General features: G+C 66.5%; 14 protein-coding genes and 1 pseudogene. 4 read left to right on the top strand and 11 right to left on the bottom strand.

All coding sequences use genetic code 11. The annotated features are described in order from the left end of the window. Both fbaA and QOD90_RS16920 read left to right on the top strand, forming a co-directional pair. Positions 1-746, top strand: a 746-nt coding sequence (gene fbaA, locus QOD90_RS16925; RefSeq protein WP_526351718.1) for a class II fructose-bisphosphate aldolase, incomplete at its 5' end; no start/stop codon positions are given. A 184-nt stretch (positions 747-930) separates the two neighbouring features. Then, complete coding sequence (locus tag QOD90_RS16920; RefSeq protein WP_526351716.1) at positions 931-2007, top strand: VldE C-terminal domain-containing protein; 1077 nt, start codon at positions 931-933, stop codon at positions 2005-2007. A gap of 16 nt (positions 2008-2023) precedes the next feature. Here the strand turns inward: QOD90_RS16920 and QOD90_RS16915 are convergent, their stop codons facing one another. The 3 genes from QOD90_RS16915 to QOD90_RS16905 form a co-directional block, all read right to left on the bottom strand. Next, a complete protein-coding gene (locus QOD90_RS16915) occupies positions 2024-2785 on the bottom strand; it encodes a glycoside hydrolase domain-containing protein (RefSeq protein ID WP_526351714.1) in 762 nt (253 codons plus the stop codon). 74 nt (positions 2786-2859) lie between these two features. Beyond that, the gene (locus QOD90_RS16910) at positions 2860-4998 is read right to left on the bottom strand and encodes a DNA gyrase subunit A (RefSeq protein ID WP_526351712.1); all 2139 of its coding nucleotides are present in this window, start codon (positions 4996-4998) and stop codon (positions 2860-2862) included. Between the two features lie 10 nt (positions 4999-5008). Beyond that, the gene (locus QOD90_RS16905; protein ID WP_526351710.1) at positions 5009-7051 is read right to left on the bottom strand and encodes a toprim domain-containing protein; all 2043 of its coding nucleotides are present in this window, start codon (positions 7049-7051) and stop codon (positions 5009-5011) included. A 210-nt stretch (positions 7052-7261) separates the two neighbouring features. Here QOD90_RS16905 and QOD90_RS16900 point away from each other — a divergent pair, with 210 nt between their 5' ends. Next, positions 7262-8485, top strand: a complete 1224-nt coding sequence (locus QOD90_RS16900; protein ID WP_526351708.1) for a threonine/serine exporter family protein — start codon at positions 7262-7264, stop codon at positions 8483-8485. 8 nt (positions 8486-8493) lie between these two features. Here the strand turns inward: QOD90_RS16900 and QOD90_RS16895 are convergent, their stop codons facing one another. The 8 genes from QOD90_RS16895 to relB all read right to left on the bottom strand — a co-directional run bounded on the left by QOD90_RS16895 (position 8494) and on the right by relB (position 17216). Beyond that, positions 8494-9177, bottom strand: a complete 684-nt coding sequence (locus QOD90_RS16895) for a cutinase family protein (RefSeq protein ID WP_526351720.1) — start codon at positions 9175-9177, stop codon at positions 8494-8496. Positions 9178-9348: 171 nt separating this feature from the next. Continuing rightward, the gene (locus tag QOD90_RS16890) at positions 9349-10734 is read right to left on the bottom strand and encodes an NAD(P)/FAD-dependent oxidoreductase (protein ID WP_526351706.1); all 1386 of its coding nucleotides are present in this window, start codon (positions 10732-10734) and stop codon (positions 9349-9351) included. Further along, positions 10731-11612: an ABC transporter permease gene (locus QOD90_RS16885; RefSeq protein ID WP_526351704.1), complete on the bottom strand. Its 882-nt coding sequence runs from the start codon at positions 11610-11612 to the stop codon at positions 10731-10733. Before QOD90_RS16885 ends, QOD90_RS16890 begins: the two co-directional genes overlap by 4 nt. Continuing rightward, the gene (locus tag QOD90_RS16880; RefSeq protein ID WP_526351702.1) at positions 11609-12568 is read right to left on the bottom strand and encodes an ABC transporter permease; all 960 of its coding nucleotides are present in this window, start codon (positions 12566-12568) and stop codon (positions 11609-11611) included. Before QOD90_RS16880 ends, QOD90_RS16885 begins: the two co-directional genes overlap by 4 nt. Then, positions 12565-13710 (bottom strand): ABC transporter substrate-binding protein, encoded by a 1146-nt coding sequence (locus QOD90_RS16875; protein WP_526351700.1) that lies wholly within the window; start codon positions 13708-13710, stop codon positions 12565-12567. Before QOD90_RS16875 ends, QOD90_RS16880 begins: the two co-directional genes overlap by 4 nt. A gap of 77 nt (positions 13711-13787) precedes the next feature. Further along, positions 13788-14942: an ABC transporter ATP-binding protein gene (locus QOD90_RS16870; RefSeq protein ID WP_526351698.1), complete on the bottom strand. Its 1155-nt coding sequence runs from the start codon at positions 14940-14942 to the stop codon at positions 13788-13790. Then, positions 14939-16591, bottom strand: coding sequence for an amidohydrolase (locus tag QOD90_RS16865; protein ID WP_526351696.1), 1653 nt, complete (start codon positions 16589-16591; stop codon positions 14939-14941). Before QOD90_RS16865 ends, QOD90_RS16870 begins: the two co-directional genes overlap by 4 nt. Before the next feature lie 4 nt (positions 16592-16595). Then, positions 16596-17216 carry a type II toxin-antitoxin system RelB family anti-toxin gene (gene relB, locus QOD90_RS16860; RefSeq protein ID WP_526351694.1) on the bottom strand — a complete coding sequence of 207 codons (621 nt, stop codon included), beginning with the start codon at positions 17214-17216 and terminating at the stop codon, positions 16596-16598. A 344-nt stretch (positions 17217-17560) separates the two neighbouring features. Between relB and QOD90_RS16855 the strand changes: the two are divergent. Then, positions 17561-17804, top strand: a pseudogene (locus QOD90_RS16855) (DUF732 domain-containing protein); the annotation flags it as partial.

Genomic DNA, 17804 nt, shown 5'->3' with positions numbered 1-17804 from the left:
ACACCGATCACTGCCCCGCCGAGAACCTCGACGACTGGGTCCGGCCGTTGATCGCCGACTCGATCGAACGTCGCGGCCGCGGCCTCGACCCGTTGTACCAATCGCACATGTGGGACGGCTCCGCCGTCCCCATCGAGGAGAACCTGCGCATCGCCGCGGGATTACTGGAGTCGTCGGTGGAGGCGAACACCCTGCTGGAGATCGAGGTCGGCGTGATCGGCGGCGAGGAAGACGGTGCGTCCCACGAGATCAACGAGCAGCTGTACTCCACCGTCGACGATGCGCGCGCCACCATCGAGGCACTGGGAGCGGGGGAGCGCGGTCGCTACCTGACCGCGTTGACCTTCGGCAACGTGCACGGTGTCTACCACCCGGATTCGGTCCATCTGCGCCCGGAGATCCTCGAGGAGATCCAAACCGTCGTCGGCGGCGAGACCGGCAAGGCGAAGCCGTTCGACCTGGTCTTTCACGGAGGATCCGGATCGAGCGTCGAGGACATCGCGTCCGCCGTCGCGAGCGGTGTCGTCAAGATGAACATCGACACGGACACCCAGTACGCGTTCACCCGGTCCATCGCCGGTCACATGATCTCCCGGTACGACCAGGTGCTCAAGGTCGACGGCGGCTACGGCAACAAGAAGGCGTACGACCCGAGGTCGTGGGGCAAACCGGCCGAGAACGCCATGGCCGCAAGGGTTGTCGAGGCGGCGCAGATGTTGGGATCGGCCGGACGGGCAATGCGCTAGGCCGCCATTGGTGGGTGCCGGCAGGTCGGCGACCACATCGGGACGAGTGGACATCGTCGATGCCAATTCGTAGCCTGTCCGAGACAGTGGACGACCTGGCCAAGATCTGTCCTCGACGCGAAGGATCGTGACAATCCAAACGAGCAGGGTGCGCCATTCACTTCGGCGAACGGCGTGCGGTTCAGTGGCCGTGGTCGCGGTGCTCGCCCTGTCGATGGGCTTGCCAACCGAGAACGTGAAGGCCGACCCTGCGGCTGACGCCTTGTCCAGGCTCAACGACTTGTCCCATCAGGCGGTGCAGAGTCGCGAGGCCGTCACGACTGCCCAACGCGATGTCGACGCCAGACTGACTGCCCAGACCGCGGCCGAAGACCGCCATCGCGCCGACCTCGAGGCCCTCACGATCGCGAACGTCCAGCTCCAGCCCTATCAAGCGGCTGTCGACCGGGTGGCGGCAATGACCTACATGAGTAGCGGCAACGGTCAAATGACGGCGATGCTGACCGCAGCATCGCCGCAACAGCTGATCGACCACCTGTCGTTGCAGCGAGTGGTAGGCGCCGAGACGGCAGAGCAGATGAAGGCCTTCCAATCAACACGTGAGCGTGCGGCCACGGCTGCCCAGGTCTCGGAGCGATCGGCTGCCGATGCCCGCGCCGCGGCCGAGCGGGCCTCTGCCGTGCGCGCCGAACTGCAGGCCAAGTGGGGTGAACTGCTCCGTCAGATCGCCGCAGCGGAGGCGCAGTACGCGGCGTTGACACCCCAACAGCAAGCGGCGGTCGACAACGCGGGTCCACCGCCGCCGCCGAATGCGCCCGCTCCGGCAGACCCGGCCATCGTCGCGATGCCCGGCCAGCCTCCTGTCGACGCCGGTCCGTCGCCGACAGGAGCGGTCACAGATATCCCGGAGGCGTTGCCCGTGGGCGTCGCGTCCGAGGCCGGGTTACAGCCCAACACCATCGTGGCTGCCCGGGCCGTCAGCGCACGGTTTCCCCAGATCGCCGAGATCGACGGGGTCCGGCCGGACTCCAAGCCGTGGCATCCGAGCGGGCTGGCGATCGACATCATGATTCCCAACCCCGGAAGTCCCGAGGGCATCGCGCTCGGAGACGGGATCCTTGCGTTCGCGATGAGCAATGCGGCCCAACTCGGGTTACAGGACGTGATCTGGCGTGGCACGTATTACACGCCGGCCGGCCCGCAAGCGTCGGGATACGGACACTTCGACCACGTGCACATCACCACGACGCCACGCCGCTAGGCGGCTCAGTCCGTACTCACGGGTGGAGGTTCCACTGGCCGACATCCTGGGCCAGGGCATCGCTGACGTCGACTTCGATCCCGCCGACGATCGGCCCAGGATTCGACGCAGTGGCGACGATGCGCTGGTGAAGGACTGCGGCAGGGTAGATCTGACCACCGGACCAGGACCGGGTCTGCCAGGCCCACACGCGGCCGGGCGAACGCGACCTCCCGATGACACCATCGGCCGCAGCCCACTGGCACGCCTTGATCCCCCCGTAAATCCCAGTGCGCTGCGCCCCGATGACCGAATTGATTCCGCGAAACCACTGCAGCACAACGGTATTCCACATCTGGCGGTCGATGTCTTCGTCGACGCTGAAGTAGACGGGTGCGCTCTGGCCGCCACCGGCGGCGGTGTGGAGCTGCCATGCGGTGCGCGCGTCGATGACGCCCCCGGCGTACCCGCGGGTGAAGTCCGACGGCGCCGTTCCGCCCGGTTTGCCGTACTGGTAGTTGCTGACGATCGCCAGACCGGCTGCGTTCAGCGACTTTGCGTAGGGCAGCGTGATCGGTTTGGCGCCGAAGGACGAGCCGGGTCGCGAGGTCGAGACGTAGTTGATCACCCCGGCGTGGCCGGCGGCTCGGATATCCTGTGCCGGGATCTGGCGCATGGCGTAGTCGATCAGCGTGGGAGCAGCAGCCGCCGCCGCGGGAGCGCCGGGTACCGCGCCGAGCCCGGCCAGCACCGACGCTGCGGTGGCGTAGCGCAGTGCGTCACGCCTCGATACTGGCACCGCGCGATGTTAACAATGTGGCGGATGTGGTTGAGGTGATCCTTTGGAGCTGAGGTCAATTCGATGCCGCACCGTTACCCAGCCGGCGTCACATCCGCGCCGGAACCCTTGATCGACGCCTTCGCGCGATTCTCGGCCCGCACGGCCCGCTTGCCGCGCACGAACCCGGTCGTCGAGACCGCCGCCGCTAGCAGCGCAGTCTCGCCCTTGACGAACGGATGGAAGCCGACGCCGACGCCGCCGCGGCCCTTCACCGGGATATCCGCGACTTCGGTGACCTTCCAAGCCTTTTCGGATATCGACAGGATGGCCTCGCCGTTCTCACACGTGAGCGGCAGCGCGGCGACGACCTCATCACCATCGGCCGCCAGCTTCACCCCGGCCACCCCGTTTCCGGCCGCGCCCTGCGGGTTCACCGCGGCCGGGTCGATACGCAGCACCTTGCCGCGCCTCGTCACCAGTGCCAGATGCGAACCCTCCGCCATCACGCCTGAGCGCAGCAGCCCGGTGATGTCCGGCGCCACCGGGATGTCGCGGGTCTTGAACGGCAGCCCGCCTCCGTTGGTGAACTTTACCCGGCCGTCGGTCCACACCGCCCAGCCGAGACCCGAGGTGAGCAGGTCGCCGTGGCTGTCGGAGAACACGCCGCGGTCATCAAGACGCCACGCGGCGTTGGACTTTCGCTCACGGGGACCGTCCTCGTCGAGGTTCGCCGCTACGGGTGTGGCGTCGAAGTCCAGCACGGTGCGGCGGTCGAATTCGGGACCCTTGAACAGTTTTGCGGCCTCCACCAGCTCGCTGTCGATCACCACCCGTCGCGCCTCGGGATTCGACACCAATTCCGTGAGCTCGAGGAATTCGGCGTCCAGCTTCTCTGCTTCGGCCTGCAGCTCGATGACGTCGAGCTTGGTCAGCCGTCGTAGCTGCAGCGCCAGGACGTAATCGGCCTGTTCGGTATCGATGCCGAACCGTACCTGCAGCCCCTGGCGCGCCTCGTCGACCGTGTCGGATCCACGAATCACCGCCACCGCGGCGTCGATGTCGAGGTGGATCAGCATCAGTCCCGCCACCAGATGGCGCCGCGCGGCGACCTTCTCCAGTCGATACTCGCTGCGGCGCAACACCACTGAATCGCGCAGATGCAGGAATGCAGCGATCAGTTCCCGCACCGACCACCATCGCGGCACGCGGTCCTCATCGAGCGCAACCAGGCTGGCGGCGAACGTCGACTCCAGCGGTGTGAGGGCGAGTAGCTGATCGCGGATCTGTTCGGCACTGTGGCCGCGTTTGGCGGTGACGACGATCCGCAGCCCGTTGCGCCGGTCGGTGAGATCGGACATGTCGGCCACACCGGACATCTCGCCCGACTCGACCAGCGCTCGGATCCTCTCTTGCACGGTATTGCTCGCCACACCGGGTGGCAGCTCGGTGACGATGACGTTCTTGCCGTCGACGGACACCGTGCCGCGCACGGTGAACGCACCGCGGCCGGTGGTGATGTACTCCCGCAGTCCGGTCGCGCCGACCACGGTGGAGCCGCAGCCCCAATCGGGGCCCGGGATGAGTTTCAGCAGCCTGTCGTCGGTCATGTTCGGGGTTTTCAGCAGCGCCCGGCACGCGGCCATGATCTCGCGCGGATTGTGCGCAGGCACCTTCGTGGCCCACCCTTCGGCGATGCCGACCGCGCCGTTGCAGAGCAATACCGGCCACTGGGCAGGCAGCATCGTCGGCTCGATCCATTCGCCGTCGAAAGTCGCGACCATCGGCACTGCGTGATCTGCGAGTTCGGCGGTCAGCGCCGCACCGGGTGCCGACAGCCGCATCTCGGTGTACCGGTCAGCTGCGGGGATGTCTCCCTGGATGCGCGGGAAAGCACCTTGTCCGTCAATGACTTTCACACGTTGGAATTCAGCGGCCATCAGCGCCGCGGCTCCGTACATCGACGCGCCGCCGTGCGGGTGCAAATTACCGGTGACCGCCGAGCAGACCTTCGAGGACTTCTGCGGCTTGTTCCCGGGCAGCAGCCTCGATTCGTACATCTGGTACAGCAGGCGCCGCTGGCCCGGCTTGAGTCCGTCGAAGGCGGACGGGATGGCGCGGTCGCTGACGCTGTAGAGCGCGAAGGTCAGCTGGTAGTGGTTCCAGTAGTCATCAGCGCTCTGGTCGAGCACTAGATCCGGATTCTGCTCAGGAACGTCCAGGGTGGCGGTCACAGTGTTTCTCCTACGTCAGGTCGAGAGCGGCGGTGTCGACGCGGGAGGCGACATCGGCCATCCACGTGCGCCGGCCCTCTGGCGGCCCACCGAACAGAGTGTGGTGCAACTTTGGATCGCCATCTTCAAGATGTACCCGAATCACGGTGCGCCGCTGCGGATCCAGCACGGTGTGCCAGAAGTCGTCGGCATCCATCTCGCCGAGACCCTTGTTGCGTTGCACCTCCACCTTGCGTTTGGAGGTGGCCTTCATCTGGGCAACCGCGGCATCGCGCTCGGACTCGTCCTGGCAGTAGACCCGCTGCTGGCCGTCCTTGACCACGAACAGTGGGGGCAAGGTGACGTAGACCATCCCGGCCTTGACGAGGGGCCGGTAGAAGTCCAGGAACATCGAGATCAGGCTCGAGTTGATGTTGCCGCCGTCGGGGTCGGCGTCGGAGGCGAACAGGATCCGGTCATACCGGCAGGACTCCGGATCGCAGTTGTCCCGCACCCCGCAGCCCAGGATCCGCTCGATCGAATCGAACTCGTCCTTGACCCTGGCCTTGCTGATGGTGAACCCATAGACGTTGGGCGGCTTGCCTTTCAACGGGAAGGCAGCCTGGAAGGTGGCGTCACGCGCTGCCTTGATGGTGCCCAGTGCGGAATCGCCCTCGCACAGGAACAGCTCGGCACCCGACCCGCGTCCGGTTTCCCGACTGGGCAGCAGCTTCGGCGGCAGCGACAGGTTCGTTCCAAGGCCCTTGGCCTTCGATGCCGCCCTGGACCGGGCCTTGGCTCCTTCGGCGCTGCGCCGCGCCCTGGCTGACTCCAGAGCCAACGTGGTCCACAACGACACGGCGTCTGCGTTGCCCGGGTTGGCAGCCCAGATGGTGACGCTGCGCGCAACATCCGGGGCCATCGCCACGTTCAGTGAGCGCGAGGATACGGCGGTCTTGGCTTGAGAGTCCCATGCCACGTCGGGTGCGCGAGTGTCCACCGCGAGTGCGGTCACTGCGGCGAAATCCTGTGCCTCCGGGCCGTCTTCGCCCTTGGCCAGGCCCAGGTCGCGGATGCGGGACGCCCGATCGGCCAGTGCTTCAGACAAGCCCTTCACTGCGGCGGTGAGATGGGATCCGCCGCCGGGGGTGCGCACGGTGTTGCAGAACGCGGCGACGGTGGCCGGTTCGGCGGGGCCAGCGGTCAGGGACCAGCGAAACGGGGTCGGACCGCGGCCCGTGGTGTACTCGCCGCGGCCCTCCACCACGGCACGCACGCCTGGCACGGGAGCGCCAGCGGCCGCACACATGAGGTCCAAGAGGGTATCGGTGCCCCAGGGGCCGCTGAACGGTTCGAGCAACTCGGGCCGGACGTCCTCGCCGGGCCAACCTTCGTCGATGACGTCGAGGTGCACGCCTGGAGACATCCGGGCAGCGGCGTGCGCCCGCAGCAATACCTCGTTGACGTCCACGCTGGAATCCGGCACGACGGCCGCGTCGAACAGGATGCGCACCGTGGTGCCGTGCGCGTCGGGCTTTCGGTTGCCGGTGCCGCGCAACCTTTGTGCGTCGGCGCGGGTGAACGGAGCATTTGCGTCGAACACCCCGTCCCCGGCGCCATCGAACACGCCGGGGTAGCCGCCACCGAAGCTCTGCAGATAGGTCTTTCCTGCCCGGCGCACCGTCACGTCGGTGCGTGCGGAGATGAATACCGCTGCCGCGGCACCGATTCCGTTCAGGCCCGCACCCGTGCTGGCAGCGTCGGCGTGTACGGAGAACTTCCCGCCCGCCCGTGCGGTTCCGAGCGTCTTGACGATGCCGTTCTTCCCGTTCACCGGATCAGAGTCAACGGGCAGGCCGCGGCCGTCGTCGGCAACGCTGACCGAGCCGTCGGCGTGCAGGGTGATGGTGACGCATGCCCCACCGTGGTTGGGTTCGGCAACCTCTTCGATGGCGTTGTCCACGATCTCGCGCAGCGCGGTGTTGAGGACATCGAGGCCCAGGTTCACCGCCGGCCGCAGGCGTGTGTGCTGGACATCGTCGAGCTCGGTGATGTCGGCGGCGGTGTAACTCACTGATCGTCCTTTCCATCGATGCCGGGAGGGGTGCCGGAGGAATCGTAGATGGCCGGCCTGACATCGTTGTCCGCCCTGTCGGCGTGTGCGGGGCCCTCGTTGCGGTCAAGGGTAGGTGTCGGAACCCGGGTCTCGAGGGTTCGACAGGCCGTTCAGCCCCGCTCCCGACACCGGCCGCGGCAGAGGCCTCGACCTGACAGAGTGACTTTCGTGTCCGACGACGAATCAGTCCGTGCCTTGCTGGCCCGTCTGGGTGCCGCGATGGTGGCGACGGGCCAGCCGGTCTGCGACGTCGAGGACGAGTTGGCCGGAGTGGGCGCCGCGCTGGGCTATCCCGACGTGCAGATCGCGGCGTCGCCGACCGGGGTCATTCTCAGCCTGGCCAGCGGTGCCGCCGCGACCTTCGAGTCGGTCAATGGTGGACTGCGGCTCGACCAAGCCGCCGAGGTCCGCACCATCCGCCATCGGCTGTTGCAGTCCACCCTGACGGTGTCTCAGGCCACTGAGGAGTTGCGCAATCTGCGCGACCGGCCGCCCCGCTACCCGGCGTGGTTGGCCAACCTCGGCTGGATCGCGACCGCCGTAGGGATCGCCTTGATCCTTCAGCCCGGCGGCGCCAACGTCGCCTTCGCTGCGGTCGGGGCGGTCGTGGTGGTGGCCCTGTTCCGGCTGGGGCAGCGGTTCGGCCTGATCGCGACGCTGTTGCCTGCGCTTGCGGCATTCCTGTTGGCGTGCGGTGTCTTTGCCGCTGCGAATGCGGACTTGCTGGACGGACCGCTGCGGACCCTCCTCCCGCCGCTGGCCGTGCTGTTGCCCGGGGCGTTGATCGTCACCGCGATGTCGGAGCTGGTCGCGGGCGACATGGTGGCCGGCACGTCGCGGTTGACGTTCGGGCTCGTCCAGCTGCTGCTGTTCACCCTTGGCATCGTCGCGGCGAGTCACGTGGTCGCCGTACCTGCGGGCGAGTTGACCAACATCCGCGTCGACACGCTCGGGTGGTGGGCCGCGCCATTGGGGCTGATTCTGATCAGCGTCGGGATCGGGGTTCTGGAGAGTCCACCGGTGCGGCTGCTGCCATGGATCACGGTGGTCTTGGTCCTCGCGTTCGGCGCCCAGAGTTTCGGCCAACACGTTGGCGGTGCGGTGCTCGGCAGTTTCTTGGGCGCGGTCGCCGCCAGCTTGGGTGCGTCGGTCGTCGAGGCCGTCGTTCCGAATCTGCCGCGGCTGGTGGTCTTTCTGCCGGCGTTCTGGCTGCTAGTGCCTGGCAGTCTTGGTCTGCTGTCCGCTACCGCGCTGATCGCCAACCCCGACGGTGGCGGGGCGAACGCGGCTGGGGTGGCCTCGGTGGTCTGTGCGATCGCGGCCGGGTTGTTGGTCGGGGAGGCTGTCGCGCGGTCCTTCGGCGGCGCCCTCCGCAGGGTGCGGATGACCTGACGGCGCGGCTACAGTCGGCCGGCCACGAAGCTCGCGGCTTGCGCCGCCATACCGTTTGCAACATAGGAGCCGTGAGCGGCGGTGGGTGGTCCAGGGGGAGCGCCATTGCAGATCGTGTCGCCAGGCGCACACAGGTCGATGGTCTTCGGAACGTAGAGCGGGCCAATGGTGATCTGCGGGGCTCCGGAGTCGCCCAGAAACCGATTCGACGGCTTGCCGAACAAGGTCACTGCGGCCACGTGGTCGGCTACCTCGGGCGGCATGGGTGGAGGCACGAACGCGGCAGGGACTCCGGGAGGCACGTCGGGCGTGGTGACGAAGCCCGCAACCGCCGCGCCCTGCGAGAACCCGCCAAGCACGATCCTGGTGCTGGGACAGTCCGCGGCCGTTGACTGGATGTGGTTGCTCGCATCCCTGATGCCGTCGATGACGCTCATGGCGAACTGCAGAGGGTCGCCAAAGCCGTCACTGGCGGCGTAGTTGACGGCGTACGCGTCGACCGACCGCGCACCAGTCTTCGAGCGCAACGCATCAACGAAGCCCTGCCCGATCCCGCCGACGCCGGGCGGCTCGTCGGTGCCGCGGGCGAACACCACTTCGACGTCGGGGCACGGTTGCGCATGCGCCGGCGGGGCCGCGGTGCCCAACAGCGCCCACGTGGCAATGAGAGTCGCGACGAACGCACGGATCATTGGGCCGACAAGCACTCCAACCGGCCGTCTCTTGGTGTCGATCAAGACCGCTTCGCCTTCCATCCCCCGCGCCTCCCCGACGATGTTACGCAGCGCCGCGACGTTCGGCAGCGCCGCTGGAATGGGTGGCCGCGCACGCGCGGAGTCCGCCGGTCGGTCAACGGGTCGGCCTCAGTGCCCTCGGCCCGAGACGATGTCGGCCATCGTCGCGATCGGCGAGGTACTGTGCCTGCCGCGCGACTCCGCTCGGTCGGCTGCGTAGTAAGCCGCATACATCGCTTGGACGGCGATGTACCGAAGCGGCTCCGGTTCCCACTTGCGCACCCGGTGGTTGACCCACGGTAGTTCGGTGAGCGGCGATGAAGACTTCAGTATGAGGTCGCGCAGGGTGCGGCCTGCGAGGTTGGTCGACGTCACGCCGGTCCCCACGTAACCGCCCGCCCAGCCGAGCCCAGTCGAGGGATCGAGCCCCACCGTCGCCGACCAATCACGCGGAACGCCAAGCACTCCCGACCAAACGTGTTCCACCGACGCGTTGGCCGTCGAGGGAAAGAACCGGGTCAGGATGGTGCGCAAGAGCCCGACGGTCTTTGGGTCGGTCGCCCCGTCGGCGTCGGTGCCCGAGCCGTACCGGTAGGGCGCGCCCCTTCCGCCGATGGCGATGCGGTCGTCAGCCGTGCGCTGGGCGTACATGTAGGCGTGGGCCTGGTCGCCGAGCGTCTCGTAACCGTTCCACCCGATCTGCGCCCAGGTCTCGGCCGATAGGGGTTCGGTGACGATGAGTGAGGAGTTCATCGGCAACCACGTCCGCCGAAGGCCGTCGATCCGAGCGGTGAAACCCTCTGTGGCCCTGACGATCGTGTCAGCAGTGACCGTGCCGGCGGCCGTCACCGCCTGGTGCGGGCGAATCTCGTTGACCCGGGTGCCTTCGAAGATCTCGACGCCCAGCGACTCGACGACCCTGGCGAGCCCCGAGGCGAGTTTGGCCGGGTGCAGCCGTGCGCAGTGCGGGTGCCACATCGCCCCCGTCGTGCCATGCACGTTGATGCGGGCCGTTGCCTCTGCCGCGCTAAGGAGTTCGACGTCGGTCATCGGCCACGTGTGGGCCTCGGCTGCGGCGCTCAGCAAGCGGGTCTGCTGGGCGGCATTGGTGGCAACGGTGAACTCGCCGCCCTTGATCAGATCGCAGTCGATGTTCTCCGCGCCGGTGACCCGGATGACCTCGTCGACGGACTCGTTCATCGCAGTCTGCCAGCGCCCAACGGCCTCTCGCCCGTGCGACTTGAGGTGTGCACCACGGCCGCCGGTGATGTCGTTGGTGAGCCAGCCACCGTTGCGGCCCGACGCGCCGAAGCCCGCGAAGCGCTGCTCCAGCACGACGATCCGCAACTGGGGCGCCGCCTTCTTGAGGTAGTAGGCCGTCCAGAGACCGGTGTAACCCGCACCGATGATGCAGACGTCGGCCGTAGTGGAGCCCAGCAGTGCGGGCCGCGCGGGCTCCCGCCCAATGCTGTTCCACCAGAAGGAAACGTCACCGTTGACCAGTGCCACGCTCATCGCCCCACCATCGCGCTCGTCAGGCCGGCGGCGCCACCGCCAGAACCCGAAGGGTCCCGACGCAGTATCAGGGCGGCGATGCCGAGCACGATCAGGGTGAGCACCAACATCAGCGTCGACATCGCCGCGATCTCCGGCCGCAGCGATGCCTTCAGCGACGCGAAGATGTACACCGGCCACGGCGTCGAGCCTGCGACGGAGACGAACGACGAGACGACCGTGTTGTCGAGGCTCAAGGTGAAGGCGAGCAGTGCACCCGAGATGACCGCCGGCCGAATGAGGGGCAGCGTGATGTCGGTGAACCGTCGGAAGGGCGGCGCGTACAGGTCGGCGGCCGCCTCCTCGAGGCTCTCGTTCATCCCGGTCATGCGGGCCCGCACGATGAAGGTCACGACAGCGCTTGCGAAGAGCGAGTTGGCGATGATGAGGCGTACCTGACCGATGTTGAAGGCGGCGAGCCCGTTGTCGACGCCGAGGGTGACGAACCAGGGGAGCAACGAGATTGCGCTGACGATCTCCGGGGTCACCATCACCAGGCCCAGCAGGATCAGCAGCCCGGCCGCCCACCAGCCGGGTCGACGGGTCAATGCGATTCCGGCGAAGGTGCCAAGCAATGTCGCGACTACGGCGGTGCCGGTGGCCGTGATCAACGAAACGATGATCGAGTTGGTGATCGCCGGATTGTTCAGGGCCGCGACGTACGCCTCCATGCCGACTCCGTCGAACTGCTGCAGGGTGCGCCCGGAGTTGAACGAGAACACCACGATGACGACGATCGGGAAGAAGAGGAACGCGAGACCCAGCAATCCCCAGACGGTTAGGAACGTATCGGCCGGATGAATCCTGCGCCGACGGGCACTCGCCACAGCAGTGGTCATGAGGGCTCCTTCGATGGGAGTTTCAGGGATGTCATGGCGGTGGCGATGCGACCGAGCACCTTGAGGACGCCGCCGACCACGGCACTGGTGCCGAAGATGGCCATCATGAGCAAGACGGCCATCGCCGCGCCGAGCGCCCAGTTCTGCGCGCTCTGGAACTGGGCGGCGACCATCTGACCGACCATGCTGCCGCTGGCCCCACCGAGAACGGTCGGGGTGATGTAGTCGCCCATCAACGGGACGAACACCAGCAGCATCCCGGCCGTCACGCCCGGTGCGGCGAGCGGAATGGTGATGCGGCAGAGCGTGTCCCACGCCGTGCCGCCAAGGTCGCGGCTGGCCTCGAGCAGCTTCGGGTCGAGACGCTCCAGCGCCACGTACAACGGAAGAATCATCAGCGGCAGATAGTTGTAGACCACGCCGAGCTGAACCGCGGCAGAGGTGTACAGCACGTGCAACGGCCCGTCGGTCAGGTTGGCCCACTGCAGCAGCTTCGATACGAAACCCGTTGGACTCAGCGAAATCTGCCAGCCGATGGTGCGAACGAGAAAGTTGGTCCAGTACGGGATGAGTACCAGGGCCAGCACGACACCGCGCCACTTCGAGGCCAGCTTGACGGCCATCCAGTACGCCATCGGAAACGCGATCACCAGGCACAGCACGGTTCCCGTGACGGCGATCTTCAGTGTGCGAATGAAGATCGCGAAGAACGCGGGTGAGGCAGCCTCGCCGTATCGGTCCAACGAGAGGACGTCGTTGGCATGGGTCGTATACATGCCCGGCTTGTAGCCGAAGCTGTACCAGACCACTAGCCCGAACGGCAGGATGAAGAACAGCAGGATCCACACGCTGATCGGGAGCGCACCGAGCCCGCGCGGCAGCCGCAGCCGTCGTCGCGAGGGCTGCGCATCCGCCGCACTCGGCGTCTGCGAGGGGCGTTCCTCCAAGACGGTCACTTGCCCGCCGCGGCCTTTAGCTCGTCGTAGATGCCGATGATCGTGCCCTCGGCCGAGGTCATTTGGCTGTATACGAGCTTCTTCATGATGTCCTCGCTGATGAAGACCAAGTCGGGCCGCTTGATGTCGGCCTTCTTGGCCGCCTCCTCGATGCCTTCGATCCCGGTGTTGTAGCCGATGTAGAGGAGTTCCTTGAGGGAGACGACCGGGTCCAGCACGTAGTTGATGAACTCGTACGCAGCGTCTTCGTGTGGCGCGCCCTTGACGATCGCCCAGTTGTCCTGCCAGAGGTTCGCGCCCTCGGTAGGCCAAACCCACTTGTACCGGTCGGGTTCTGCGTTGGCGAGGATGCCGAGGCGGGCGTCTCCGTTCCAGCAGTGAATCAGGGTGCGGGCAGAGGAGGAGATGGAGGCGTTGGTGGACGACTCGAAGGCCTGCACGTGCGGGGCGATCTTGTCGATGATGAAGGAGCGATACGCCGCGATGTGAGCGGGATCGGTGGTGTTCTCGTCGATCCCGTTGGCGTAGAAGTAGGTGAAGGCGACTTCGCTCTGGTCTTCGAGGAGCGACGTGCTTCCTGACGCCTCCTTCTGTGCGGCGTCGAGGAAGTCAGCCCACGATTTCAGGTCGCGCTTGATGACGGTGGTGTCGTAGACGTAACCCGTCGAGCCCCAGTCCTTGCAGACGCTGTGCTTGTTGCCGGGGTCGAACTCCGTGTTGACCACTTTTGCGTTGAGGTTCTTCATGTTTGGCAGCTTGCCGTGATCGAGCTCGGTGAGCAGCCCGGCCGTCACCATCTGCTGAATGTTCGAATGGGTGGGCACGCAGATGTCGTAGCCCGTCGTGCCCTTCGCCGCACTGAGTTTGGCGATCATCTCGGGGTTGGATCCGTAGGAGTCGACGGTGATCTTGGGACCCTTGGCCGAGGTGAAGTCCGTCAGCACGGCGGGGTCGTCGTACTCGCCCCAGGTGTAGATGTTCAGACCGCCGGACGACGAGCCGCCGCTACCCGACCCACTGGAGCACGCGGCGAGAAACGCCGTGGCCCCGAGTGCCGCAGTGCCGCCGAGGAACGTCCGGCGGTTGAGCGAGCTCTTCATCGCTTCGGGAATGAGAACACGAACGGGGCGTTGCTGATTCATGGCGTGCCTTCCAGGTCGGGTCGGGGGATCGGGGCGAGCGGAGCGACGGGTTAGGAGATGTACAGGTGAGCGAGCGGCTAAGAGGTGAAGATCCGAACGGCGTCGGCGGACCACGAACACGTCACGGATGATCCGAGTTCTGTTGGCGGGTTGGCTGCGCGGGGCAGACGAGCCAGGATCTGGTCGTCACTCGGCGTGTGGACGACCAACTGCAGACTGTGGCCGAGTTCGGAGACCCCGAGCAGGGTGCCGTTGACGGAGTTGACCGGCGCGTCCGACGCAAGAGAGGGGCCGCCGGACGCTGCGCCGGTGACCGTCACCGACTCCGGTCTGATCGCTGCGGTGACCTCGGCGCCGCTGGAGGCTGGGACGCCGCCCTTCGTCGGGCGTGAGGAGTACAGCGAGAGGCCTGCGGTAAGCACGCTCACCCCGGCGCTGTCGAAGGACGAGATCGTGCCGGCGAACGAGTTCTGCCTGCCGATGAACCCCGCCACGAAGGAGGACTCCGGCGAATCGTAAACGCTTGAAGCCGAGCCGATCTGCTCGATCCGCCCGTCCTTCATCACCGCGACCCGATCACTCATCGACAGGGCTTCCTCTTGGTCATGAGTGACGAAGACGAACGTGGTGCCGAGTTCACGTTGCAGCAGTTTCAGCTCGACCTGCATCTCCTCCCGCAGCTTGCGGTCGAGCGCGCTCATCGGCTCGTCCAGCAGCAGAACGGCTGGCCGATTCACCAAAGCCCTTGCCAGAGCGATGCGTTGCTGCTGGCCACCCGAGAGCTGGGCCGGCTTGCGATTGGCAAAGGCCGTCATTCTCACCATGTCGAGGGCACGGCTCACCCGGTCGGCGACCTCCGACTTCGGCACGCCCGAGAGCCGCAGCCCGTAGGCGACGTTGTCGGCGACCTTCATGTGTGGAAACAGCGCATAGGCCTGGAACACCGTGTTCACCGGGCGTTTGTGAGGTGGCAGGTTCTCGACGTTCTTGCCGGAGATCTGGATGGAACCGTCGTCGGGGAACTCGAATCCACCGATCAACCGAAGCGTCGTCGTCTTGCCGCATCCGCTGGGCCCCAGAAGGCTGAGGAACTCACCGGCCTGCACGGTGAGGCTGACGTTGTCGACCGCAACGGCGTCCCCGTAGCGCTTGGTGAGCGAGCGCAGTTCGACGGAGCCGGACGCCGAGGTCACTTGGGCGGGGGCTTCGGTGGTCACATCCATGATGGTCATGCCGAGACCAGACTCGAGGTTGCGTCGTAGACGATCTCGCCGCCGATGATGGTGTAGGCCACGGTGGCTGAGCCGATCTCGGCCACGGGAGCGGCGAAGATGTCGCGGTCGAGAATGACGATGTCCCCGGCCTTGCCGACCTCGATGCTGCCCGACCGCTGCTCGTCGTGGTTGAGGTAGGCCGTGCCGAGACTGTGTGCGATCAGCGCGTCCGCGAGCGAGAGCGCCTGCTCGCCGAGGAAGGGCGCGGCGGCCAGACCGGTCGCTCCCACGTGGGCTCGGTTGACGCTGGTGTGGATGATCTCCAGTGGATTTGCCGTACTCACCGGCCAGTCGCTTCCCGAAGCCAAGGGCGCCCCGGCTCTCTGCAGTGAACCGAACGGGTACTGCCATGCGGCCCGGCGGGTGCCGAGGAACGGGATCGTCAAGAGGTCCATCTGATCCTCGTGCCTCGCCCAGAGCGGCTGCATGTTGGCGACCACCTTGAGTTCGGCGAACCGGGCGACGTCATCGGGATGAACCACCTGAATGTGTGCCAGCGTGTGGCGGAGATCGGTGTCTCCGTTGGCCTCTCGGGCCGCCTCCACCGCGTCGAGCGATTCCCGCACCGCCCGATCGCCGAGGGCGTGGAAGTGCAACTGGAAGCCAAGGGCGTCGAGCTGAACCGCGATCTCCTTGAGGGTGGTCGGGTCGACGAAGCTCTTGCCCATGTTCTCACCGGGGCAGCCGCACGAATCGAGATACGGTTCGAGCATCCCTGCCGTGAAGTTCTCGGCGACACCGTCCTGCATGATCTTGACCGTGGTGGCGGCGAACCCGGCGGCCAGAGCGCGTTCGCGCTTCTCGACGAGTTCGGGAATCTGCTCGAGTCCGCGGTTGCGGTCCCACCACAGGGCGCCGACGACGTGCGCCTTGAGCACCCCGGATGCCGTGGCACGCAAATACGAGTCGAGGGGATCGGGGGTGTCGTTCGTGGCGCCGACGATGGCGTCCTGCCAGGCGGTCACGCCCCAGGCGAACAGTTGTCGCTGGGCGATCTTCAGCGCTTCGTCCATGTCGTCCTGGGTCGGCAGTGGCATGTGCCGCGCGACGAGGCCCATGGCGCCTTCCTGCAGCGTCCCGATCGCGTGGCCGTCGGCGTCACGTTCGATGCGACCGTCGAACGGGTCGGGCGTCGCGTCGTCGATACCGGCGATCTGGAGGGCCTTCGTGTTGACCCACGCGCCATGTCCGTCGCGGTTGGGGAAGAACGCCGGCCGGTCAGCGACGGTGGCGTCGAGCGCCGCCGCCGTCGGCAGCCCGCCGGGGAACGAGTCCATCGACCAGCCGCCGCCGCTGATCCAGGGCAGTCCCGGATTGGCCGCCGCGTACTCGGCGATGCGAGTCAGGTAGTCCTCAGCGTTGTCGTACGGAGATAGGTCGCAGGCAATCATGTCCAGACCCGCGTGATACGGGTGGATGTGGCTGTCCTGGAAACCCGGGGAGACCAGCCCGCCGGCAGCGTCGATCTCGACGGCATCGGTGGCGGTGAGCGCATCCGCGCCGATTGCGGTGATGATGCCGTTCTCGACGAGAACGGGCTGTTCGACGATTCCGGCGGGAGTGAAGACGTGGCCTCCGGTGATCAGCAGGCCGTCGGGAGTAGACATGGTGTCATTCCTTAATCTGGTGTGCGGATGGCGAATTCAGCGGATCCGTGTCGATCGGCGGGGTGAAGTGCGACGTGATCCACATGACTTGGGCTTGGGTCGCACCGATGTTGACGGCCCGGTGGGGGACCGACGACAGGTACTCGACGCTGTCTCGGGGGCCGAGGATGAGCGTCTGGGAGGCGATCGAGATCTCGATGTGGCCAGTGAGTACGTAGAACAGCTCCTGCGCGTTGTCGTGGGCGTACGGCTCGGGCCCGGTCGAGCCACCGACCTCGAACGTGCCCTCATACACTTCGAGCTGCTGGATCGGCGGCCGCGAGAGCAGCAGCTTGTGCAGTCCGCCATCGGTGGAGAAGACGGGTCGCTCGTGCGCCCTAAGTACCGGCCGGGCGACGGGGGCTTCGTCTGAGAGCAGGTCGGCCGCCGAAATGCCGACGGCCGCTGAGATGCGCTTGAGCGCTCCCACGGAGACTCCACACTTGCCGTTCTCCAGCTGGCTGATGAAGCCCGCGCTCACCCCTGCCCGGCTCGCGACGTCTCGCGTGGACAGTCGGGCGCGTTCGCGGGCCTGACGGAGCCGGGTTCCGAGTTTGATGCGGGCCGCTGCGTCGACATCGGTCACGGCAGCCGTCGATTCAGAAAACACATGCCTCATTTCGCTAAGACGCACTTAACGGATCGCTTACTGTCGAACGTTATGACCAGAAGCGGCGAGCCGCAAGAGGGGGATCCCAAGCCCGCGAACTCTTAACACGTACGAAATGCAGACCTCGATCAGCACTGGTCGGAGGCCGTTTTGGGCGTGGCTATGACGACCCGTCGGTCGACGAAGGAGGATCTCTTCAAGGTCTGCAGCTGACCAGGCCGAGCCGGGATCCGATTCCGAGTGCGCAGCGAAGGTAATCGGGGCCGCGGTGGCCGCTCCTGAAGGCGTCGCAACCAGCAGAGCTGGCATATGGTTCAGCCATGAGGCGGTGCAAGTCGGTAATGGCCACGACGATTGCCGCGACCGCCCTGGGCGTCGCCGCGCAGACGCTGGCGCCCCCCGCGTACGCAGTTCCCGCACCCGAGGTGGAGTACACCTATGACCTGGTCGTGCGGCGGCACTACGACTTCCCAAACAATGACGCGATCGGCTACGGCTACGGGATTTGCGACAAGGTCACTCAGGGTGAGAGCTACGCGCAGGTGATGGGCGACACGAAGAGGC

Source organism: Mycobacterium sp. (assembly GCF_032161845.1).
Lineage (GTDB): Bacteria > Actinomycetota > Actinomycetes > Mycobacteriales > Mycobacteriaceae > Mycobacterium.
This window is presented reverse-complemented; position numbering and strand designations above follow the sequence as displayed.

Coding starts and splice junctions, on each gene's coding strand:
- QOD90_RS16895 (WP_526351720.1), bottom strand. CDS start 9,177: ATGATCCGTGCGTTCGTCGCGACTCTCATTGCCACGTGGGCGCTGTTG.
- QOD90_RS16890 (WP_526351706.1), bottom strand. CDS start 10,734: ATGAGCGTGGCACTGGTCAACGGTGACGTTTCCTTCTGGTGGAACAGC.
- QOD90_RS16885 (WP_526351704.1), bottom strand. CDS start 11,612: ATGACCACTGCTGTGGCGAGTGCCCGTCGGCGCAGGATTCATCCGGCC.
- QOD90_RS16875 (WP_526351700.1), bottom strand. CDS start 13,710: ATGAATCAGCAACGCCCCGTTCGTGTTCTCATTCCCGAAGCGATGAAG.
- QOD90_RS16870 (WP_526351698.1), bottom strand. CDS start 14,942: ATGACCATCATGGATGTGACCACCGAAGCCCCCGCCCAAGTGACCTCG.
- QOD90_RS16865 (WP_526351696.1), bottom strand. CDS start 16,591: ATGTCTACTCCCGACGGCCTGCTGATCACCGGAGGCCACGTCTTCACT.